Below are 17,834 nucleotides of genomic sequence, written 5' to 3' on the forward strand. Positions count from 1 at the left end.
CTCGACGGCTGCCGCCTCGCCGGTCACCGACTCTGCTGCGCCCGGCACCGCCCCGGCTGGGCCGGGCGTCGCTGGCCAGTCCGCAACACCCGCCGCCGAGCCGGAAGCCACCCCGGTGGATGCCGTCGCGCTGGCGACCCCCGATCCCGCCGGGGCGCGCCTCATCCTCACCGAGCCCGCGGCGGAGCCTGCGCCCACGCAACCCGTCACCGAGCCCGCGCCCCGACTGCCCGCCGCCGCCCGCCTGGTCGCCGTCCTCGTGGACGTTGCCGACCCGGGCAACGCGGGGACGGTCATCCGGGTCGCCGACGCGGCCGGCGCCGATGCGGTGATCCTCGCCGGCGACAGCGTCGACCCGCACAACGGCAAATGCGTCCGCGCCTCCGCCGGCAGCCTCTTCCACCTCCCCCTCGCGCGGGAACGCGACGTCACCGCCGTGCTCGCCGCGTGCCGTGCCGCCGGGCTGCGCCTGCTCGGCGCCCACGGCTACGCCGAGACCGAGCTCGACGACCTGCCGCTGGACGCCCCTGTGGCCTGGGTTTTCGGCAACGAGGCACACGGACTGCCCGCCGAGGTCCTCGACGCCGTCGACGAGGCGGTCCGCATCCCGATCTACGGCAGGGCGGAAAGCCTCAACCTGGCGACGGCCGCCGCCGTCTGCCTGTACGGCAGCGCGATGGCCCAGCGCAGGTCGAGCGGAGGGTGACCGGCCGTCACCAGGAGGCAGTCGCCTAGAATTCCCCGGTAATCGCTTACGTGTGCTCGCCGTGCCGCGGACGAGTCCAGCGGACGCTGAGGAGTTATGCCCGGAGCCAACGACAAGCAGGACCCGCAGCCGGCCGACGCGCTGAAGCCGGAGACGCTGCGGGCCGCGATCAAGAACGCCGAGGCCGAGTTCGGCCAGGCGGCCGACCTGGACGCGCTGGCCGCCGTCAAGCCCGCTCACCTCGGTGACCACTCGCCGCTGCTGCTGGCCCGCCGCGCGATCGGCGCCCTGCCCAAGGACGAGAAGGCCGAGGCGGGCAAGCGGGTCAACGAAGCGCGCCAGGCCATCCAGAGCGCCTTCGACGCGCGCCGCGCGACGCTGCAGGCCGAGCGGGACGAGCGCGTGCTGCGCGACGAAGCCGTCGACGTCACCCTGCCCTGGGACCGGGTGCCGCGCGGCGCCCGCCACCCCATCACGACCGTCAGCGAACGCGTCGCCGACGTGTTCGTCGGGATGGGCTGGGAGGTCGCCGAGGGCCCCGAGCTCGAAGCCGAGTGGTTCAACTTCGACGCGCTGAACTTCGGCAAGGACCACCCGGCCCGCCAGATGCAGGACACGTTCTACGTCGGCGAGCCCGGTTCCGGCCTCGTGCTCCGCACCCACACCTCCCCGGTGCAGGCCCGCACGCTGCTGCACCGCGACCTGCCGGTGTACGTCGTGTGCCCTGGCCGCACCTACCGCACCGACGAGCTGGACGCCACGCACACCCCCGTCTTCTCCCAGGTCGAGGGGCTCGCCGTCGACAAGGGCATCACCATGGCCCACCTCAAGGGCACGCTCGACGCGTTCGCCCGCGCGATGTTCGGCGAGAAGTCGCGTACCCGCCTGCGTCCGCACTTCTTCCCGTTCACCGAGCCCTCGGCCGAGGTGGACGTCTGGTTCGAGGAGAAGAAGGGCGGCCCCGGCTGGGTCGAATGGGGCGGCTGCGGCATGGTCAACCCCAACGTGCTGCGTGCCTGCGGGGTGGACCCCGAGGTGTACTCGGGCTTCGCGTTCGGCATGGGCCTGGAGCGCACGCTGCAGTTCCGCAACGGCATCCCCGACATGCGCGACATGGTCGAGGGTGACGTCCGCTTCACCCTTCCCTTCGGAACGGAGGCATAGTGCGAGTCCCCGTGAGCTGGCTCCTCGAGCATCTCGACGCCGGCGAGGTCGGACCGCAGGAGCTGGCCGACGCCTTCGTCCGGATCGGCATCGAGGTCGAGGACGTCCAGCCCCTCAACCGGATCACCGGCCCGGTCGTGGTGGGCCGCGTCGCCGAGATCGAGGAGCTGACCGGCTTCAAGAAGCCGATCCGCTACTGCCGCGTCGAGACCGGCGAGGAGGACCTGCCGGGCGACGAGACCGAGGACGAGGACGGGCTGCAGGGCCTGAAGACCCGCGGCATCGTCTGCGGCGCCACCAACTTCGCCGAAGGCGACCTCGTGGTCGTCGCGCTGCCGGGCAGCGAGCTGCCGGGCGGGTTCGCGATCGCCCAGCGCAAGACCTACGGCCGCATCAGCGACGGCATGATCTGCTCGGCCCGCGAGCTCGGCCTCGGCGAGGACCACACCGGCATCCTCGTGCTGCCGCCGTCGACGGCCTCGCCCGGCGACGACGCGCGGGAGGTGCTCGGCCTCGAGGACACCGTGCTCGACGTGGTGCCCACCCCGGACCGCGGCTACGCGTTGTCGGTCCGCGGGCTGGCCCGCGAGCTGGCGTGCGCGCTCGACGTGCCGTTCGGCGACCCGGCCGCGCTCGACCTGCCCGAGCCGGAGGGCGAGGCCTGGCCGGTCCGCATCGAGGACGAGGACGGCTGCAAGCGGTTCGTGCTGCGCCGGATCACCGGCCTCGACGCCACCGCGCCGACGCCCTGGTGGATGCGCCGCCGCCTGCTGCTGGCCGGGATCCGGTCCATCTCGCTGGCCGTGGACGTCACCAACTACGTGATGCTCGAACTCGGGCACCCGCTGCACGCCTTCGACACGGCGTCGGTGAAGGGCGAGCTGGTGGTGCGCCGCGCCCAGCCCGGCGAGAAGCTCACCACGCTGGACGACGTGGAGCGCGCGCTCGACCCCGACGACATCGTGATCGCCGACGACAGCGGCGTGATCTCGCTCGCCGGCACGATGGGCGGCGCGAGCACCGAGATCAGCCCGGAGAGCACCGACGTGCTGCTCGAGGCCGCGCACTGGGACCCGGCGTCGATCAGCCGCACGGCACGCCGGCACAAGCTGTTCTCCGAGGCCGCCAAGCGGTTCGAGCGGTTCACCGACCCGCAGCTGTGCGCCGCGGCGGTCGAGCTGGCCGCGCGCCTGCTGCGCCGCTACGGCGAGGGCAGCATCCAGCCGGGCCGCACGGACGTCGGGCACGTCGAGCCGATGGCTCCCGTGACCATGCCGATCGACCTGCCCGACCGCATCGCGGGCGTGCGCTACGAGCGCGGCGTCACCGTGCGGCGGCTCGGCCAGATCGGCTGCAAGGTCCAGGTCGGCACCTCGGACGAGGGTGCGGCCATCGTCACGGCCGTGCCGCCGAGCTGGCGTGGCGACCTGCTGCAGCCCGCGGACCTGGTGGAGGAGGTGCTGCGGCTCGAGGGCTACGACAGCATCCCGTCCACGCTGCCGCCCGCGCCGCCGGGCCGGGGCCTCACCGAGACCCAGCGCCGCCGCCGGACCGTGTCGCGCGCGCTGGCCGAGGCTGGCTACGTCGAGGTGCTGCCGTTCCCGTTCATGTCGCCCGCGACGTGGGACGCGTTCGGCCTCGCCGAGGACGACGTGCGCCGCCGCACGGTGAAGGTGCGCAACCCGCTGGAAGCCGACAAGGACCAGCTGGCCACCTCGCTGCTGCCGGGGCTGCTGGAAACCTTGCAGCGCAACGTTTCCCGCGGTTTCCGTGATCTCGCGCTGTTCCACGTCGGACAGGTCGTCCTGCCCAGCGCCGCGCCGGTGCCCATGCCCGACCTCGGCGTCGCGCACCGGCCCAGCGACGAGGAGCTGGCCCAGCTGGAGGCCGCCGTGCCCGCGCAGCCGCTGCACGTCGCCGTGGTCCTGGCCGGGCAGCGGATCCGCCCGGGCTGGTGGGGCGACGGCGAACAGGCGAGCTGGGCCGACGCGGTGCAGGCCGCCCGCACGGTCGGCGCCGCCGCCGGGATCGAGCTGCGCGTGCGTGCCGCCGACCTCGCGCCGTGGCACCCGGGCCGCTGCGCCGAGCTGCTCGTCGGCGACTGGCCGGTGGGGCACGCCGGTGAGCTGCACCCGAAGGTCGTCGAGGCGCTCGGCCTGCCCAAGCGGACGGTCGCGATGGAACTGGACCTCGACGCGATCCCGCTGCCCGACAGCAGGCCGGCTCCCGCGGTGTCGCCGTACCCGCCGGTCCTGCTGGACGTCGCGCTCGTGGTCGACGCCAAGGTGCCGGCCGCGGACCTCGCCGAGGCGATCACCGCCGGCGGCGGCGAGCTGCTGGAGGACGTGACGCTGTTCGACGCCTACACCGGTGACCAGGTGGGCGAGGGCAAGCGGTCGCTGGCCTACAAGCTGCGCTTCCGCGCGCCGGACCGGACGCTGACCGTCGAAGAGGCCACGAAGGCCCGCGACGCGGCGGTCGCCGAAGCGGCCACACGGTTCGGCGCGGTGCTGCGGGGCTGAGCTCGTTCCCGCGGTGAGCCTCCGGAGCCGGAGGCTCACCGCGGCACGTATTTGAGCGCTTCCCGCACGGACAAGGGCGAAAGCCCGGGATGCGTGGCGACGAACTCGGCGACCCAACCGGGGTCCAGCCGCGAGTGCTGCCGCAGCGCCCAGCCGATCCCCTTGCGGAGGAAGAACTCGCGCTCGCCGATGCTCGCTTCGATCGCGTGGGTGAGCAGGCTGAGGTCCGTCGCCTCCTTGGCGCCGACCTGGCAGATGATCGCCGTCCGCCGCCGCCAGAGGTCCGGGTCCACCGCCCACCGCCGCAGCACCGGGCCGAGCACGCCGGGCTCGGCCCGCAACAACGGGCCCACCCTGCGGATCGCGATCTCGTCGACGTAGTCCCACCAGGCGCCGGTCACGATCATCTCCTCGTACAGCGGCAGCAGACCGCTGTCCTGCCACGGCGCGTAGGCACGGTGCCCGGTCAGGTCGATCGCGACGTAGCGTTCCTCCCGGAACTCCGCCTCCCGCCACAACTCCCTGGTGACGGCTACGAGCGTCGCCTTGTCCGGCAAGGGATGCTCGGCGAACAGCTGCCGGGTCAGCCGCTGCCGGACCGGTTTCGGCACTCCGCGAAACGGCAGCGCGGACTTCATGTAGGCCCGCATCTCCTCCGCCTTGGCGGGATCTCCCGCCGCCGCGAGCGCCTTCCGGGCCGCCGCTACCAAAGCGTCCACTGTGTACACCTCCATCGGGTGACGGCTTCAGGCCGGGCTCGGGTGGCGAAACCCGGCCGGATCGGAGAGGTTGTCGCGAGGCGTTGCTCGTTCCCGCCATGGCGTGGCGGAATTGTCGACGAAAAGGACCACAGTGAACAAACTCGTCTCCGCGCTCGCGGCGACCGTTCTGCTCTCCGGTGCCGTGGTCGCAGGCGGCCCGGCCCACGCGACCCCGGGCGTGCCCGAGTTCGACCCGGCCCCGATCACGTGGGGCGCCTGTGCTTCGGCGGGCCTGCGCAGGGCCGGAGCCGAGTGCGGCTTCCTGGAGGTACCGCTGGACTACCGCGATCCGGACGGCACCAAGATCTCGCTCGCGGTCTCCCGGGTCCGCCACACCACGCCCGATTTCCAGGGCGTCATGCTGGTCAACCCCGGTGGCCCCGGTGGCTCCGGCCTCACCCTGTCCGTACTCGGGCGGCACGTGCCCCACGGGGCGGGCGCCTCCTACGACTGGATCGGCTTCGACCCGCGCGGCGTCGGCGCCAGCAAGCCCGCGCTGGCCTGCGACCCCGGCCGGTTCGGCTACAACCGCTCCGCCTACGTGCCGACCACCCCCGAACTTGAGCAGTCGCACCTCGCCTCCGCCGAGGCGTACGCGAACGCGTGTGCCCGGAACGGCGAGCTGCTCGAGCACATGAAGACCACGGACTCCGCGCGGGACATGGAGTCGCTGCGCAAGGCGCTCGGCCAGGAGCAGATCAACTACTACGGCTTCTCCTACGGCACCTACCTCGGGCAGGTGTACGCGACGTTGTTCCCACAGCGGGTCCGCCGCATGGTGCTCGACGGCAACGTGGATCCCCGGAAGGTCTGGTACCAGGCCAACCTCGACCAGGACGTGGCCTTCGACCGCAACATCAAGATCTACTTCGACTGGGTGGCGAAGTACGACGCCGTCTACCACCTCGGCACGTCCGGCGACGCCGTCGAGCGGCTCTGGTACGAGCAGCAGGAGCAGCTCACGCGGCAGCCCGCGGGAGGTGTGATCGGCCCCGCGGAGTGGACCGACATCTTCCTGCAGGCCGGGTACTACCGCTTCGGGTGGACCGACATCGCGGAGGCGTTCAGCGGCTGGGTGCACCGGGGTGACTGGCAGGCGCTCAAGGCGCTCTACGACGACAGCGCCGGCGACGACAACGGTTACGCCGTCTACGCCGCCGTGCAGTGCAGCGACGTGCGCTGGCCGGCCGCGTGGGCGAAGTGGCGGGCCGACAACTGGCGGACGCACCAGCGCGCGCCGTTCGAGACGTGGGCCAACGCCTGGTACAACGCGCCCTGCCTGTTCTGGCCCGCGAAGCCCGGCATCCCGGTCCGCGTCGACGGCACGAAGGTGGCCGGTGCGCTGCTGATCAGCGAGGAACTCGACGCCGCCACGCCGTTCGAGGGCAGCCTCGAGGTGCGCAGGCTCTTCCCGCGCTCTGCGCTGATCGGCGAGCCCGGCGGGGCGACGCACGCCGACTCCCTCAACGGCAACGCGTGCGTGGACGACCAGGTCGCGGACTACCTGGCGACGGGCAAGCTGCCCGCCCGCAAGCGCGGCGAAGGCCCGGACACGACGTGCGACCCGCTGCCCGATCCCGTCCCCGCGGGCGCGGGACGGGCGGAACCGCGCGCGGCGGTGCCGGCCGCGTCCGCGTGGCGCTGACGGCGTTGTTTCAGCTCGTCGACGGTGTTTCATCAGGTCCCCCCAGACCGCTCGTGTGTGGTGCCGAGCACGCTACGACAGGGGTACGACAATTTCGGACCGCGACCGCCCGGAAGCGCTCGGTGACGAAAATTGTCGTAGGGGGTCGCTAGCCTCCCCGGCATGAACATCATCGAAGAGCACCGGAGCAAGGTCCGGGCCGGAGAAGACACCTATTCGATCGAGATCACGACCGTGCCGGGCGATGACGGGCCCGCGCGGCTGGTCGTCAGCGTCGGCGGGGCGGGGCCGCAGGGTGACCAGGTCGCCGACGGGCACCTCGAGGTCGCCGCGGCGGCCGCGGAGACGTTGGGGACCGTGCTGGCGGAAGCGCTGCGACATACGGTGGGCATCACGGGCGCTGGCGGTCGCCGGGCCCGTGCCCGGCCGGCGAGCCAGGGGCTGCCCTGGACACCGGAGCAGGACGCGGAGCTGGAGAGCCGGTGGATCACCGGCAGTTCCGTCGCGGACATCGCCGCCGACTTCGGGCGCTCGCCGGGTGCGGTGCGGGCGCGGCTGCCGAGGGTCGGCTGTGATCCCGAGCGTCCGGGGGAGTACCTGCCGGAGCCACCGAGCAGGCGCCTGGCGGGAGATCCGTGATCGGTACCGGGAGGGCGGCCGGAGCGCCGCCCTCCCGGGTACGGCACCCTGGCTTTGATTGAACTTGCGTGACCATGCATAATCATTCGTATGACGGTGAAGGTCGCGGTGGCCGGGGCGAGCGGGTACGCGGGCGGGGAGCTCCTCCGCCTGCTGCTCACGCACCCGGAAGTGGAAATCGGCGTGCTGACCGCTGCCAGCAGTGCGGGAACCCCGCTCGGGCAGCACCAGCCCCACCTGGTTCCGCTGGCGGATCGAGTCCTGCGCGAAACGTCGGCGGAAACCCTCGCGGGGCACGGCGTCGTCTTCCTCGCGCTGCCGCATGGTCATTCAGGGGAGATCGCCGCACAGCTGGGGCCGGACGTGCTCGTCGTCGACCTCGGTGCCGACCACCGGCTGCGCGACGCGGCCGACTGGCAGCGCTGGTACGGCGGCGAGCACGCCGGCACCTGGCCGTACGGGCTGCCCGAACTGCCGGGGGCGCGGGAGGCGCTGGCGGGCACCAAGCGGATCGCGGTGCCCGGCTGCTTCCCGACCGGGGGTTCGCTCGCGCTCGCGCCGGCGCTGGCGGCCGGGCTCGTGCGGCCCGAGGTGTCCGTCGTCGCGGTCACCGGCACGTCCGGTGCGGGCCGCAGCCTCAAGCCGCACCTGCTCGGGTCGGAGGTCATGGGGTCGGCGAGTGCGTACGGCGTCGGTGGCACCCACCGGCACACCCCCGAGTTCGCGCAGAACCTGAGCGCGGTCGCGGGGGAGCGGGTCACGGTGTCGTTCACGCCGGTGCTCGCGCCGATGCCCCGCGGCATCCTGACCACCGCGAGCGCGCCGCTGGCGTCCGAAGTGGACACAGCGGCTGTACGCGCGGTGTACGAGAAGGCCTACGCCGACGAGCCGTTCGTGCAGGTGCTGCCGGAGGGCTCGTGGCCGGTCACCTCGGCCACGCTGGGGTCGAACAACGTGCAGCTGCAGCTGACCGTGGACGAGTCCGCGGGCAGGCTGGTCGTCGTGTCGGCCATCGACAACCTGACCAAGGGCACCGCGGGTGGTGCCGTCCAGTCCATGAACGTCGCACTCGGTCTCCCCGAGACCACCGGACTTCCGACCGTAGGAGTCGCCCCGTGACCGTCACCGGACCGAAGGGGTTCCGGGCCGCCGGAGTCGCCGCCGGGATCAAGCCCACCGGCGCGCTGGACCTCGCCCTCGTCGTCAACGACGGCCCCGACCAGGCCGCCGCCGGCGTGTTCACGCGCAACGTGATCAAGGCCGCGCCCGTGCTGTGGTCGCAGGAGGTGCTGCGGCACCGGCGGCTGCGTGCCGTCGTGCTGAACTCCGGCGGCGCCAACGCCGCCACGGGCCCTGGCGGGTTCCAGGACACGCACGCCACGGCCGAGCAGGTCGCGAAGGTGCTCGACACCGGCGCGATCGAGGTCGCGGTGTGCTCCACGGGGCTCATCGGCGAGCGGCTGCCCATGCCGGCGGTCCTGTCCGGAGTGGACACCGCCGCCGGGGCGCTCGCCGCCACGCCGGAGGCCGGGCTCGCGGCCGCCACCGCGATCATGACCACCGACAGCAAGCCGAAGCAGACGTTCAAGACGCACGCCGACGGCTGGGGGATCGGCGGCATGGCGAAGGGCGCCGGCATGCTGGCGCCCAACCTCGCGACCATGCTCTCCGTCGTCACCACCGACGCTTCGCTGGAGCCCGACGCGCTCGACGCCGCCCTGCGCGCCGCCACGAGAGTCACCTTCGACCGGCTGGACGTCGACGGCGGCACCTCGACCAACGACACGGTGCTGCTGCTGGCGTCCGGGGCGAGCGGGGTGTCCCCGGCCCTCGACGACTTCACCGAACTGCTCACCGCGGTCTGCCTCGACCTGGTGTACCAGCTGCGGGCCGACTCCGAAGGCGCCACGAAGGACGTCGACATCGTCGTGCGGGGTGCGGCGAGCGAGCAGGACGCTATCAACGTGGGCCGCACGGTGGCCGAGGACAACCTCGTGAAGACGGCGTTGTTCGGCTCCGACCCCAACTGGGGCCGGATCGCGATGGCGCTGGGCCGTGCCCAGGCCGAGATCGACCCGGAGTCGCTGTCGATCACGATCAACGGGGTCACTTTGTTCGCCAACGGCACCACGGCGGCCGACCGCTCCGCCGCCGACCTGTCCGGTCGCGCCATCGAGATCGTGATCGACCTCGGCGTCGGGGTCAGCACCGCCACGATCTACAGCACGGACCTGTCGCACGGGTACGTCGAAGAGAACAGCGCGTACTCGTCATGACGCCTTCCGAATCCCTGGTGACGGCCGACGACCGGCTCGCCACCGCCGCCGAGAAGGCCGGTGTCCTCATCGAGGCCCTGCCGTGGCTGCAGCGCTTCCACGGTGCCACGGTCGTGGTCAAGTACGGCGGCAACGCCATGATCGACGACGAGCTCAAGCACGCGTTCGCGCAGGACATGGTGTTCCTGCGGCTCGCCGGCCTGCGCCCGGTCGTCGTGCACGGCGGCGGCCCGCAGATCACCGCGATGCTGGGCAGGCTCGGCATCGAGGGCGAGTTCAAGGGCGGCCTCCGCGTCACCACGCCGGAGACGATGGACGTCGTGCGCATGGTGCTCGTCGGGCAGGTCAGCCGCGAGCTGGTGGGCCTGATCAACGCCCACGGCCCGTACGCGGTGGGTATCTCCGGTGAGGACGCGCAGCTGTTCATCGCCGAGCGCAAGCAGGCCACGGTCAACGGTGAGGCGGTCGACGTCGGCCTGGTCGGCGAGGTCGCGTCAGTGAACCCCGACGCGGTGCTGGACATCGTCAACGCAGGCCGCATCCCCGTCGTCTCCACCGTCGCGCCCGACGTCGACGGCGTGGTGCACAACGTCAATGCCGACACGGCCGCGGGCGCGCTCGCGGCCGCGCTGGGCGCCGAGAAGCTCGTCGTGCTCACCGACGTCGAAGGCCTGTACGCCAACTGGCCGGACCGGTCCTCGCTCGTGGACCGCATCCGCGTCGACCGACTCGAACAGCTGTTGCCGACATTGGCCAGCGGCATGATCCCGAAGATGGAGGCGTGCGCGAAGGCGGTGCGCGGCGGGGTCCGCGGCGCCCACGTCATCGACGGCCGCATCGCCCACTCCGTCCTGCTCGAAGTGTTCACCTCACGCGGAATCGGCACCATGGTCCTGCCCGAAGAGGAGCCGTCATGACCACCATATCGTCCAATGTGGACGGCCAGCAGCACTGGCAGTCCGCGCTGATGGCCAACTACGGCACGCCGCAGCTGACGCTGGTCCGCGGGGAGGGCGCGCGGGTCTGGGACGCCGAGGGCAACGAGTACGTCGACCTGCTCGGCGGCATCGCGGTCAACGCACTCGGCCACGCGCACCCCGAGGTCGTCAAGGCGGTCACCGAGCAGATCACCCAGCTCGGGCACACGTCGAACCTGTACGTGAACCCCGTCGCCGTCGAGCTCGCCGAGGCGCTGCTGGACGTCGCCGGGCTGGCGGGCGGCGCGAAGGTGCTGTTCGTCAACTCCGGCGCCGAGGCGAACGAGGCGGCCATCAAGATCAGCAGGCTGACCGGCCGCACCAAGATCGTCGCGTGCGAGGGCGCGTTCCACGGGCGCACCATGGGTTCGCTCGCGCTCACCGGCCAGCCGCCCAAGCGTGAGCCGTTCGAGCCCCTGATGCCCGGTGTCGTCCACGTGCCCTACGGCGACGTGGACGCGCTGCGGGCCGCAGTCGACGACCAGACCGCGGCGCTCGTGCTGGAGCCCATCATGGGCGAGGGCGGCGTGATCCCCGCGCCGGACGGGTACCTGCAGGCCGCGCGCGAGATCACCAAGCAGGCCGGCGCGCTGCTCATCCTCGACGAGGTGCAGACCGGCATGGGCCGCACCGGCACCTGGTTCGCGTTCCAGCGGGCGGGGATCACGCCGGACGTGTTCACCCTGGCCAAGGGCCTGGGCGGCGGTCTGCCGCTGGGCGCCACGATCGGTGTCGGCGCGGCCGGCGACCTGCTCCAGCCGGGCCAGCACGGCACCACGTTCGGCGGCAACCCCGTGTGCTGCGCCGCCGGTCTCGCCGTGCTGCGCACGATCGCCAGGGACAACCTCAACGACCACGTGTCCGCGCTGGGCAAGGACATCGCGAACGGTATCGAGGAACTGCACCACCCGTTGGTCGGCGGGGTGCGTGGCGCCGGGCTGCTGCTCGGCATCGCGCTGCGCGCGCCCGTCGCGCCCGCGGTCGCCAAGGCCGCGCAGGACGCCGGTTACCTCGTCAACCCGGTCGCGCCCGACGCGATCCGCCTCGCACCCCCGCTGATCCTGAGCGACGAACAGGCGCGGGGTTTCCTCGCCGCGCTGCCCGGTGCTCTCGACTCCGCCACCCCGAAGGACTGACATGCCACGCCACTTCCTCCGCGACGACGACCTCACCCCCGAGGAGCAGCTCGCCGTCCTCGACCTCGCCGACGAGCTGAAGAAGGACCCGCTCGGCAACCGCGCACTCGCCGGGCCGAAGTCGGTCGCGGTGCTGTTCGAGAAGAACTCCACGCGCACCCGGATGTCCTTCGAGGTCGGGATCGCCCAGCTGGGCGGGCACCCGATCATCGTCGACGGCCGCTCCATGCAGCTCGGCCGCGAGGAGACCATCGAGGACACCGCGCGCGTGCTGTCGCGCTACGTCGACGCCGTGGTGTGGCGGACGTTCGCGCAGCAGCGGATCAACGCGATGGCCTCGGCCGCGAGCGTGCCGGTCGTCAACGCGCTGACCGACGAGTTCCACCCGTGCCAGGTGCTGGCCGACCTCCAGACCATCCGCGAGCGCAAGGGGAAGCTCGCCGGGCTCACGCTGACGTACCTCGGCGACGGTGCCAACAACATGGCCCACTCGCTGATGCTCGGCGGGACCACGGCCGGGCTGAACGTCCGCGTCGTGTCGCCCGAGGGTTTCCAGCCGCTGCCGGAGGTCACCCAGGCGTCGAAGGAGCGGGCGGCCGAGACGGGCGGCAGCGTCACCGTCTACACCGACCCGAACGAGGCCGTCGAGGGCGCGGACGTGCTCGTGACGGACACGTGGACGTCGATGGGCCAGGAGAACGACGGCCTCGACCGCGTCACGCCCTTCCGCAAGCTGCAGGTCAACACCGAGCTGCTGGCCAGGGCGGCACAGGACGCCATCGTGCTGCACTGCCTGCCCGCTCACCGGGGCTGGGAGATCACCGACGAGGTGCTCGACGGCCCGGCCAGCGCGGTGTGGGACGAGGCCGAGAACCGGCTGCACGCACAGAAGGCGCTGTTGGTGTGGTTGCTGAACGAACGACGATGAGCCGCGCGGCCCGGCAGGCGCGGATCACCGAGCTGGTCTCCAGCATGGCGATCCGCAGCCAGACCGAGCTGGCGAAGCTGCTGGCGGCCGAGGGCATCGAGGTCACGCAGGCCACCCTGTCGCGTGACCTCGACGAGCTGGGCGCCGTGAAACTGCGGGGCGCGGATTCGGGCGCGCCGGTGTACGTCATCCCCGAGGACGGCAGCCCGGTGCGCGGCGTGCAGGGTGGTACCTCCCGGCTGTCACGCCTGCTGGCCGAGCTGATGGTTTCGGCCGATTTCTCGGGCAACCTGACAGTGCTGCGCACGCCGCCCGGCGCCGCGCAGTTCCTCGCCAGCGCGATCGACCGGGCGGCGCTGGAGGAGGTCGTCGGCTCGATCGCCGGGGATGACACGGTCGCGGTGATCGCCAGGGAACCGCTGACCGGCAAGGAACTGGCCGACCGGTTCTCCGCGCTCGCGCGGCGGTCGGCCACCGAGACGTGAACTACCAGAAGAGCTGAGGTTATGACCGAGGGAAACCAGCCGGTGCAGCTGTGGGGAGGCCGGTTCGCGAGCGGGCCGGCCGAGGCGATGGCGAAGCTGTCCGCCTCGACCCACTTCGACTGGCGACTGGCGCCGTACGACATCGCCGGGTCCAAGGCGCACGCCCGCGTGCTGCACAACGCGGGCCTGCTGACCGAGGACGAGCTGAACGCGATGCTGAAGGCGCTCGACCAGCTCGCCGAGGACGTGGCCTCGGGTGCCTTCACGCCGACGATCGAGGACGAGGACGTGCACACCGCCCTCGAACGCGGGCTGCTGGAGCGGGCGGGCGCCGAGCTGGGCGGCAAGCTCCGCGCGGGACGTTCGCGGAACGACCAGGTGGCCACCCTGTTCCGGATGTGGCTGCGGGACGCGGCCCGCCGCGTCGTCGCCGGCACGCTGGACGTGGTGGACGCCCTGGTGTCCCAGGCGAAGCGGCACCCGGACGCGGTCCTGCCCGGCCGCACCCACCTGCAGCACGCGCAGCCGGTCCTGCTGGCGCACCACCTGCTCGCGCACGCGCACGCGCTGCTGCGCGACGTGAGCCGCCTGCGGGACTGGGACGACCGCACGGCCGAGTCGCCGTACGGCGCCGGTGCGCTCGCCGGCTCGTCGCTGGGGCTCGACCCGGAAGCGGTGGCGAAGGAGCTGGGCTTCGACGCGAGCGTCGAGAACTCCATCGACGGCACCGCGTCCCGGGATTTCGCCGCGGAGTTCGCCTTCGCGCTCGCGATGCTCGGCGTGAACCTGTCGCGGATCGCCGAAGAGGTGATCATCTGGAACACCGCCGAGTTCGGCTACGTGACCCTCGACGACGCGTGGGCGACCGGCAGTTCGATCATGCCGCAGAAGAAGAACCCGGACGTCGCCGAGCTGACGCGCGGCAAGTCGGGGCGGCTGATCGGCAACCTCACCGGGCTGCTGGCCACGCTCAAGGGGCTGTCGCTGGCGTACAACCGCGACCTGCAGGAGGACAAGGAGCCCGTCTTCGACTCCGTCGAGCAGCTGGAGCTGCTGTTCCCGGCGATCGCGGGCATGCTCGGCACACTCACCTTCCACACGGAGCGGCTCGCCGAGCTGGCGCCCGCCGGGTTCACCCTCGCCACGGACATCGCGGAGTGGCTGGTGCGGCAGGGCGTGCCGTTCCGCGTCGCCCACGAGGCCGCGGGGGAGTGCGTGCGGGTCGCCGAGTCGCGGGGCGTCGGGCTGGAGGACCTGACCGACGAGGAGCTGGCGAAGATCTCGCCCGCGCTCACCCCGCAGGTGCGCGAAGTGCTGACCGTCGAGGGTTCGGTCGCGTCCCGCGACGCGCGGGGCGGTACAGCCCCTGCCCGGGTCGCGGAGCAGCTCGGGCGGCTGGAGGACCGGGTCGCGGGGTACCGCGAATGGATCTCCTGAGGATCCGGGACGTCGAGCCGGGAGAGCTGGGCGAGCTGGCGGTCCTGTGCCGTGAGCACGCCGAGTTCGACCGCGGGCTCGGCGAACCGATCCCGCCGTTGCCGGACGACCTCGCGGAACGGTTGCGGCGCCAGATCTTCGGTCCCACGCCCGAGATGTGGTGCCTCGTCGCCGCGCTCGGGGACGAGCTCGTCGGCTACGCGTCGTACTGCTGGGTCCCGTCCACGTGGCGCGGCGAGCGCTACGTCCTGCTCGACTGCCTGTACGTGCGCGAGGGCGTGCGGGGCCGGGCCGTCGGCCGGAAGCTGTTCGACGCCGGTGCCGCTCGTGCCCGTGAACTGGGCGCCGAGCGGATGCAGTGGCAAACGCCGCGGGAGAACCACGCGGGGCAGCGGTTCTACGAACGCCTCGGCGCGCACGGCGTCGGCAAGCTCAGGTACACAGTGAAGCTGTGACGATCGACCACCTGGTGTACGCCACACCGGACCTCGCCGGCACCGTGGAGGCTCTGCGTGCGCAGGGCGTGCCACTGGTGCCCGGCGGGCCGCACGTCGGGCGCGGCACCCGCAACCACCTCGCCGGACTGGGCGATGGCACGTACCTCGAAGTCATCGGCCCTGATCCCGAGCAGCCCGAGCCGCAGGAGCCCCGCCCGTTCGGCATCGACGACCTGACGGCCCCGCGCCTGGTGACATGGGCCGCGCGCGTGTCCGGTTTTCCGGACCGGGAGCTGCTCGGCCCGGTGCCGATGTCCCGCCGCCGCCCGGACGGTGTGCTGCTCGAATGGGAGCTGGCGTTCCCGCCGGGCGGTGACGGGCTGGTGCCGTTCCTCATCGACTGGCACGACTCGCCCCATCCGGCCGAGAGCCTCGACCACTCGGTCCGCCTGGTGTCGTTCCACGGCGTCCACCCCGATCCCGATCGCGTGGCGCGCGAGGTGGCGGCGCTCGGGGAGAGCCTGGAGGTGCGGCGCGGCGAGCGCCCCGGTCTCGAAGCGGAACTGGCCACGCCAAAGGGCAGCGTGGTGCTGCGGTGAGGCAGTTCACGCGCGAGGAACTCGCCGTCGACCCCCTGGACCTCGCCCGGGTGCTGCTCGGGGCGGTGGTCGAGACGACGACTCCCGAAGGAGTGGTCGCCGCCCGCCTCGTCGAGGTCGAGGCGTACCGCGGCCAGGACGACCCGGCGTCGCACTGCTACCGCGGGCGCACCCCGCGCAACGAGGTGATGTGGGGGCCCGCCGGCCACCTGTACGTGTACTTCGTCTACGGCATGCACTTCTGCGCGAACGTGGTGGGCCGGGAGGACGGGGAGGCGGGCGCGGTGCTGCTGCGCGCCGCCGAGATCACCTCGGGTGTCGAGCTGGCGAAGGCACGCCGGAAGGCCGCCCGCCGCGAGCACGAACTCGCGCAGGGGCCCGCGCGCCTGACGTCGGCGCTGCGGATCGGCCCCGAGCACAACGGCGCCGACCTGACCGACCCCACCTCGCCGGTGCGCCTGCTGGTGGGCGAGCCGGTGGGACGGATCCACACGGGGCCGCGCGTGGGAGTGGCCGCGGCGATGGACGTCCCGTGGCGGTTCTGGATCGACTCGCCCGCCGTCTCCGCGTACCGCCGCGGAGGCCGGGCGACCCGGCAGAAAGCCGGTTGACCTGGTACGGGAGTATCGAGACGTGAGCGAACACATTCTCGACGAACTGTCCTGGCGCGGGCTCATCGCGCAGTCCACCGACCTCGACGCGCTGCGGAAGGATCTGGACGCGGGTCCGCTCACGCTCTACGGCGGTTTCGACCCGACCGCCGAAAGCCTGCACGCCGGTCACCTCGTCCAGCTGCTGACGCTGGCGCGGTTCCAGCGGGCGGGGCATCGGCCCGTCGTGCTCGGCGGCGGCGCCACCGGTCAGATCGGCGACCCCCGGGACGTGGGGGAGCGCACGATGGTCAGCCGGGAGGTCACGGCGGCGCGGCTGGAGAAGATCCGGGCGCAGCTGGAGAAGTTCGTGACGTTCGACGACTCGCCGTCCGGCGCGATCGTGGAGAACAACCTGAACTGGTTCAAGGACGTCTCCGCACTCGACTTCCTGCGTGACGTCGGCAAGCACTTCTCGGTCAACGTGATGCTCTCCCGGGAGACGGTCAAGCGCCGGCTGGCGTCCGACGGGATCTCCTACACCGAGTTCAGCTACCTGCTTCTGCAGTCCTACGACTACCTGCAGCTGCACCGGAAGTACGGCACGAAGCTGCAGATCGGCGGCTCCGACCAGTGGGGCAACATCATCGGCGGGGTCGACTACATCCGGAAGGTCGACGGCTCGGCCGTGCACGCGCTCACGACGCCGCTGGTCACCGACTCCGAGGGGCGGAAGTTCGGCAAGTCCACCGGCGGCGGCAACGTCTGGCTCGACCCGTCGCTGACCTCGCCCTACGCGTGGTTCCAGTACTTCGTGAACGTCGGGGACGCCGAGGTCATCCCGTACCTGAAGATGTTCACCTTCCTCAGCCGCGAGGAGATCGACGAACTCGCCCAGCTCACCGAGGAGAAGCCACAACTGCGTGCCGCGCAGCGCAAACTCGCCGAGGAGCTGACGACGCTGGTGCACGGCGCCGAGCAGACCCGGCAGGTGACGCTCGCGAGCCAGGCGCTGTTCGGCCGGGGGGAACTCGGCGAGCTGGACGCCTCGACGCTCGACGCCGTCATGGCGGAGGTGCCCACCGGCGAGGTCCGGCTGGCCGAGGAGCCCACGATCATCGACCTCCTGCTCGCCCCCGGGCTGGTGGACAGCAAGGGGGCCGCGCGCCGCACGGTGAAGGAGGGCGGTGCGTACGTGAACAACGTGAAGATCAACGACGAGGAGTGGCGGCCGTCCGCGTCCGACGCGCTGCACGGCCGGTGGCTCGTGGTGCGCCGGGGCAAGCGGACCACGGGTGGCGTCCGTTTGCTGCCCTGACCTGGGGTTTCTCGTTTAGGGGACCCCCCTGTTCGGGGGCGTTTTCCGGGTGTGTAATCTTCTGTTCGTCGCCAGGGAGACCGGGCGGCGCGGGGCCACGAACCAAGCTCCCACTGATTGGTGGTAGAGTGGGTGGTCCTGGCCTGGACGGATGTCCACCCCCCGAGGAAATCTCCGGATTACCGGTGGGGTAGAGTCTGGCCCAGACCGAGAA

At 72.0% G+C, this 17,834-nt stretch carries 17 protein-coding genes; 16 read left to right on the forward strand and 1 reads right to left on the reverse strand.

What is annotated here, in order from left to right:
- The first annotated feature begins 115 nt into the window (after positions 1-115).
- From BMZ92_RS27360 to pheT, 3 genes are all read left to right on the forward strand, one after another.
- A complete protein-coding gene (locus BMZ92_RS27360) occupies positions 116-706 on the forward strand; it encodes a TrmH family RNA methyltransferase (RefSeq protein ID WP_091513302.1) in 591 nt (196 codons plus the stop codon).
- A 96-nt stretch (positions 707-802) separates the two neighbouring features.
- Positions 803-1,870 carry a phenylalanine--tRNA ligase subunit alpha gene (gene pheS, locus BMZ92_RS27365; protein ID WP_091513232.1) on the forward strand — a complete coding sequence of 356 codons (1,068 nt, stop codon included), beginning with the start codon at positions 803-805 and terminating at the stop codon, positions 1,868-1,870.
- Entirely contained in the window at positions 1,870-4,392 is a 2,523-nt protein-coding gene (gene pheT / locus BMZ92_RS27370) for a phenylalanine--tRNA ligase subunit beta (RefSeq protein ID WP_091513234.1), read from the forward strand. Before pheS ends, pheT begins: the two co-directional genes overlap by 1 nt.
- A 35-nt stretch (positions 4,393-4,427) precedes the next feature.
- On the opposite strand, the gene BMZ92_RS27375 is transcribed toward pheT, so the two are convergent.
- Positions 4,428-5,126, reverse strand: coding sequence for a DNA alkylation repair protein (locus tag BMZ92_RS27375; RefSeq protein ID WP_091513235.1), 699 nt, complete (start codon positions 5,124-5,126; stop codon positions 4,428-4,430).
- A gap of 118 nt (positions 5,127-5,244) precedes the next feature.
- Here BMZ92_RS27375 and BMZ92_RS27380 point away from each other — a divergent pair, with 118 nt between their 5' ends.
- The 13 genes from BMZ92_RS27380 (at position 5,245) to tyrS (ending at position 17,620) form a co-directional block, all read left to right on the forward strand.
- Entirely contained in the window at positions 5,245-6,798 is a 1,554-nt protein-coding gene (locus BMZ92_RS27380) for an alpha/beta hydrolase (protein ID WP_091513238.1), read from the forward strand.
- Positions 6,799-6,960: 162 nt separating this feature from the next.
- Positions 6,961-7,437, forward strand: a complete 477-nt coding sequence (locus BMZ92_RS27385) for a helix-turn-helix domain containing protein (protein WP_091513239.1) — start codon at positions 6,961-6,963, stop codon at positions 7,435-7,437.
- Positions 7,438-7,527: 90 nt separating this feature from the next.
- Complete coding sequence (argC, locus tag BMZ92_RS27390; RefSeq protein WP_091513242.1) at positions 7,528-8,556, forward strand: N-acetyl-gamma-glutamyl-phosphate reductase; 1,029 nt, start codon at positions 7,528-7,530, stop codon at positions 8,554-8,556.
- On the forward strand, positions 8,553-9,713 hold the full coding sequence (gene argJ / locus BMZ92_RS27395; protein ID WP_091513243.1) for a bifunctional glutamate N-acetyltransferase/amino-acid acetyltransferase ArgJ: 1,161 nt from the start codon (positions 8,553-8,555) through the stop codon (positions 9,711-9,713). Before argC ends, argJ begins: the two co-directional genes overlap by 4 nt.
- Positions 9,710-10,630, forward strand: a complete 921-nt coding sequence (gene argB, locus BMZ92_RS27400; RefSeq protein WP_091513246.1) for an acetylglutamate kinase — start codon at positions 9,710-9,712, stop codon at positions 10,628-10,630. Before argJ ends, argB begins: the two co-directional genes overlap by 4 nt.
- Positions 10,627-11,826 (forward strand): acetylornithine transaminase, encoded by a 1,200-nt coding sequence (locus BMZ92_RS27405; protein WP_091513248.1) that lies wholly within the window; start codon positions 10,627-10,629, stop codon positions 11,824-11,826. The genes argB and BMZ92_RS27405 overlap by 4 nt, the downstream gene beginning before the upstream one ends.
- 1 nt (position 11,827) lies before the next feature.
- Positions 11,828-12,754 carry an ornithine carbamoyltransferase gene (gene argF, locus BMZ92_RS27410; protein ID WP_091513250.1) on the forward strand — a complete coding sequence of 309 codons (927 nt, stop codon included), beginning with the start codon at positions 11,828-11,830 and terminating at the stop codon, positions 12,752-12,754.
- Positions 12,751-13,239, forward strand: coding sequence for an arginine repressor (locus BMZ92_RS27415; protein ID WP_091513253.1), 489 nt, complete (start codon positions 12,751-12,753; stop codon positions 13,237-13,239). The genes argF and BMZ92_RS27415 overlap by 4 nt, the downstream gene beginning before the upstream one ends.
- 21 nt (positions 13,240-13,260) lie before the next feature.
- Complete coding sequence (argH, locus tag BMZ92_RS27420; protein ID WP_091513254.1) at positions 13,261-14,676, forward strand: argininosuccinate lyase; 1,416 nt, start codon at positions 13,261-13,263, stop codon at positions 14,674-14,676.
- The gene (locus BMZ92_RS27425; protein ID WP_091513257.1) at positions 14,664-15,131 is read left to right on the forward strand and encodes a GNAT family N-acetyltransferase; all 468 of its coding nucleotides are present in this window, start codon (positions 14,664-14,666) and stop codon (positions 15,129-15,131) included. Before argH ends, BMZ92_RS27425 begins: the two co-directional genes overlap by 13 nt.
- Complete coding sequence (locus BMZ92_RS27430; protein WP_091513260.1) at positions 15,128-15,712, forward strand: VOC family protein; 585 nt, start codon at positions 15,128-15,130, stop codon at positions 15,710-15,712. The genes BMZ92_RS27425 and BMZ92_RS27430 overlap by 4 nt, the downstream gene beginning before the upstream one ends.
- Positions 15,709-16,323 carry a DNA-3-methyladenine glycosylase gene (locus BMZ92_RS27435; protein WP_091513261.1) on the forward strand — a complete coding sequence of 205 codons (615 nt, stop codon included), beginning with the start codon at positions 15,709-15,711 and terminating at the stop codon, positions 16,321-16,323. Before BMZ92_RS27430 ends, BMZ92_RS27435 begins: the two co-directional genes overlap by 4 nt.
- Positions 16,324-16,345: 22 nt before the next feature.
- A complete protein-coding gene (gene tyrS / locus BMZ92_RS27440) occupies positions 16,346-17,620 on the forward strand; it encodes a tyrosine--tRNA ligase (RefSeq protein ID WP_091513263.1) in 1,275 nt (424 codons plus the stop codon).
- The last annotated feature ends 214 nt before the right edge of the window (positions 17,621-17,834 follow it).

The organism is Amycolatopsis sacchari (assembly GCF_900114035.1).
GTDB classification, from domain to species: Bacteria; Actinomycetota; Actinomycetes; order Mycobacteriales; family Pseudonocardiaceae; genus Amycolatopsis_E; species Amycolatopsis_E sacchari.

Coding starts and splice junctions, on each gene's coding strand:
- pheS (WP_091513232.1), top strand. CDS start 803: ATGCCCGGAGCCAACGACAAGCAGGACCCGCAGCCGGCCGACGCGCTG.
- BMZ92_RS27375 (WP_091513235.1), bottom strand. CDS start 5,126: ATGGAGGTGTACACAGTGGACGCTTTGGTAGCGGCGGCCCGGAAGGCG.
- BMZ92_RS27385 (WP_091513239.1), top strand. CDS start 6,961: ATGAACATCATCGAAGAGCACCGGAGCAAGGTCCGGGCCGGAGAAGAC.
- argC (WP_091513242.1), top strand. CDS start 7,528: ATGACGGTGAAGGTCGCGGTGGCCGGGGCGAGCGGGTACGCGGGCGGG.
- argB (WP_091513246.1), top strand. CDS start 9,710: ATGACGCCTTCCGAATCCCTGGTGACGGCCGACGACCGGCTCGCCACC.
- BMZ92_RS27405 (WP_091513248.1), top strand. CDS start 10,627: ATGACCACCATATCGTCCAATGTGGACGGCCAGCAGCACTGGCAGTCC.
- argF (WP_091513250.1), top strand. CDS start 11,828: ATGCCACGCCACTTCCTCCGCGACGACGACCTCACCCCCGAGGAGCAG.
- BMZ92_RS27415 (WP_091513253.1), top strand. CDS start 12,751: ATGAGCCGCGCGGCCCGGCAGGCGCGGATCACCGAGCTGGTCTCCAGC.
- argH (WP_091513254.1), top strand. CDS start 13,261: ATGACCGAGGGAAACCAGCCGGTGCAGCTGTGGGGAGGCCGGTTCGCG.
- BMZ92_RS27425 (WP_091513257.1), top strand. CDS start 14,664: ATGGATCTCCTGAGGATCCGGGACGTCGAGCCGGGAGAGCTGGGCGAG.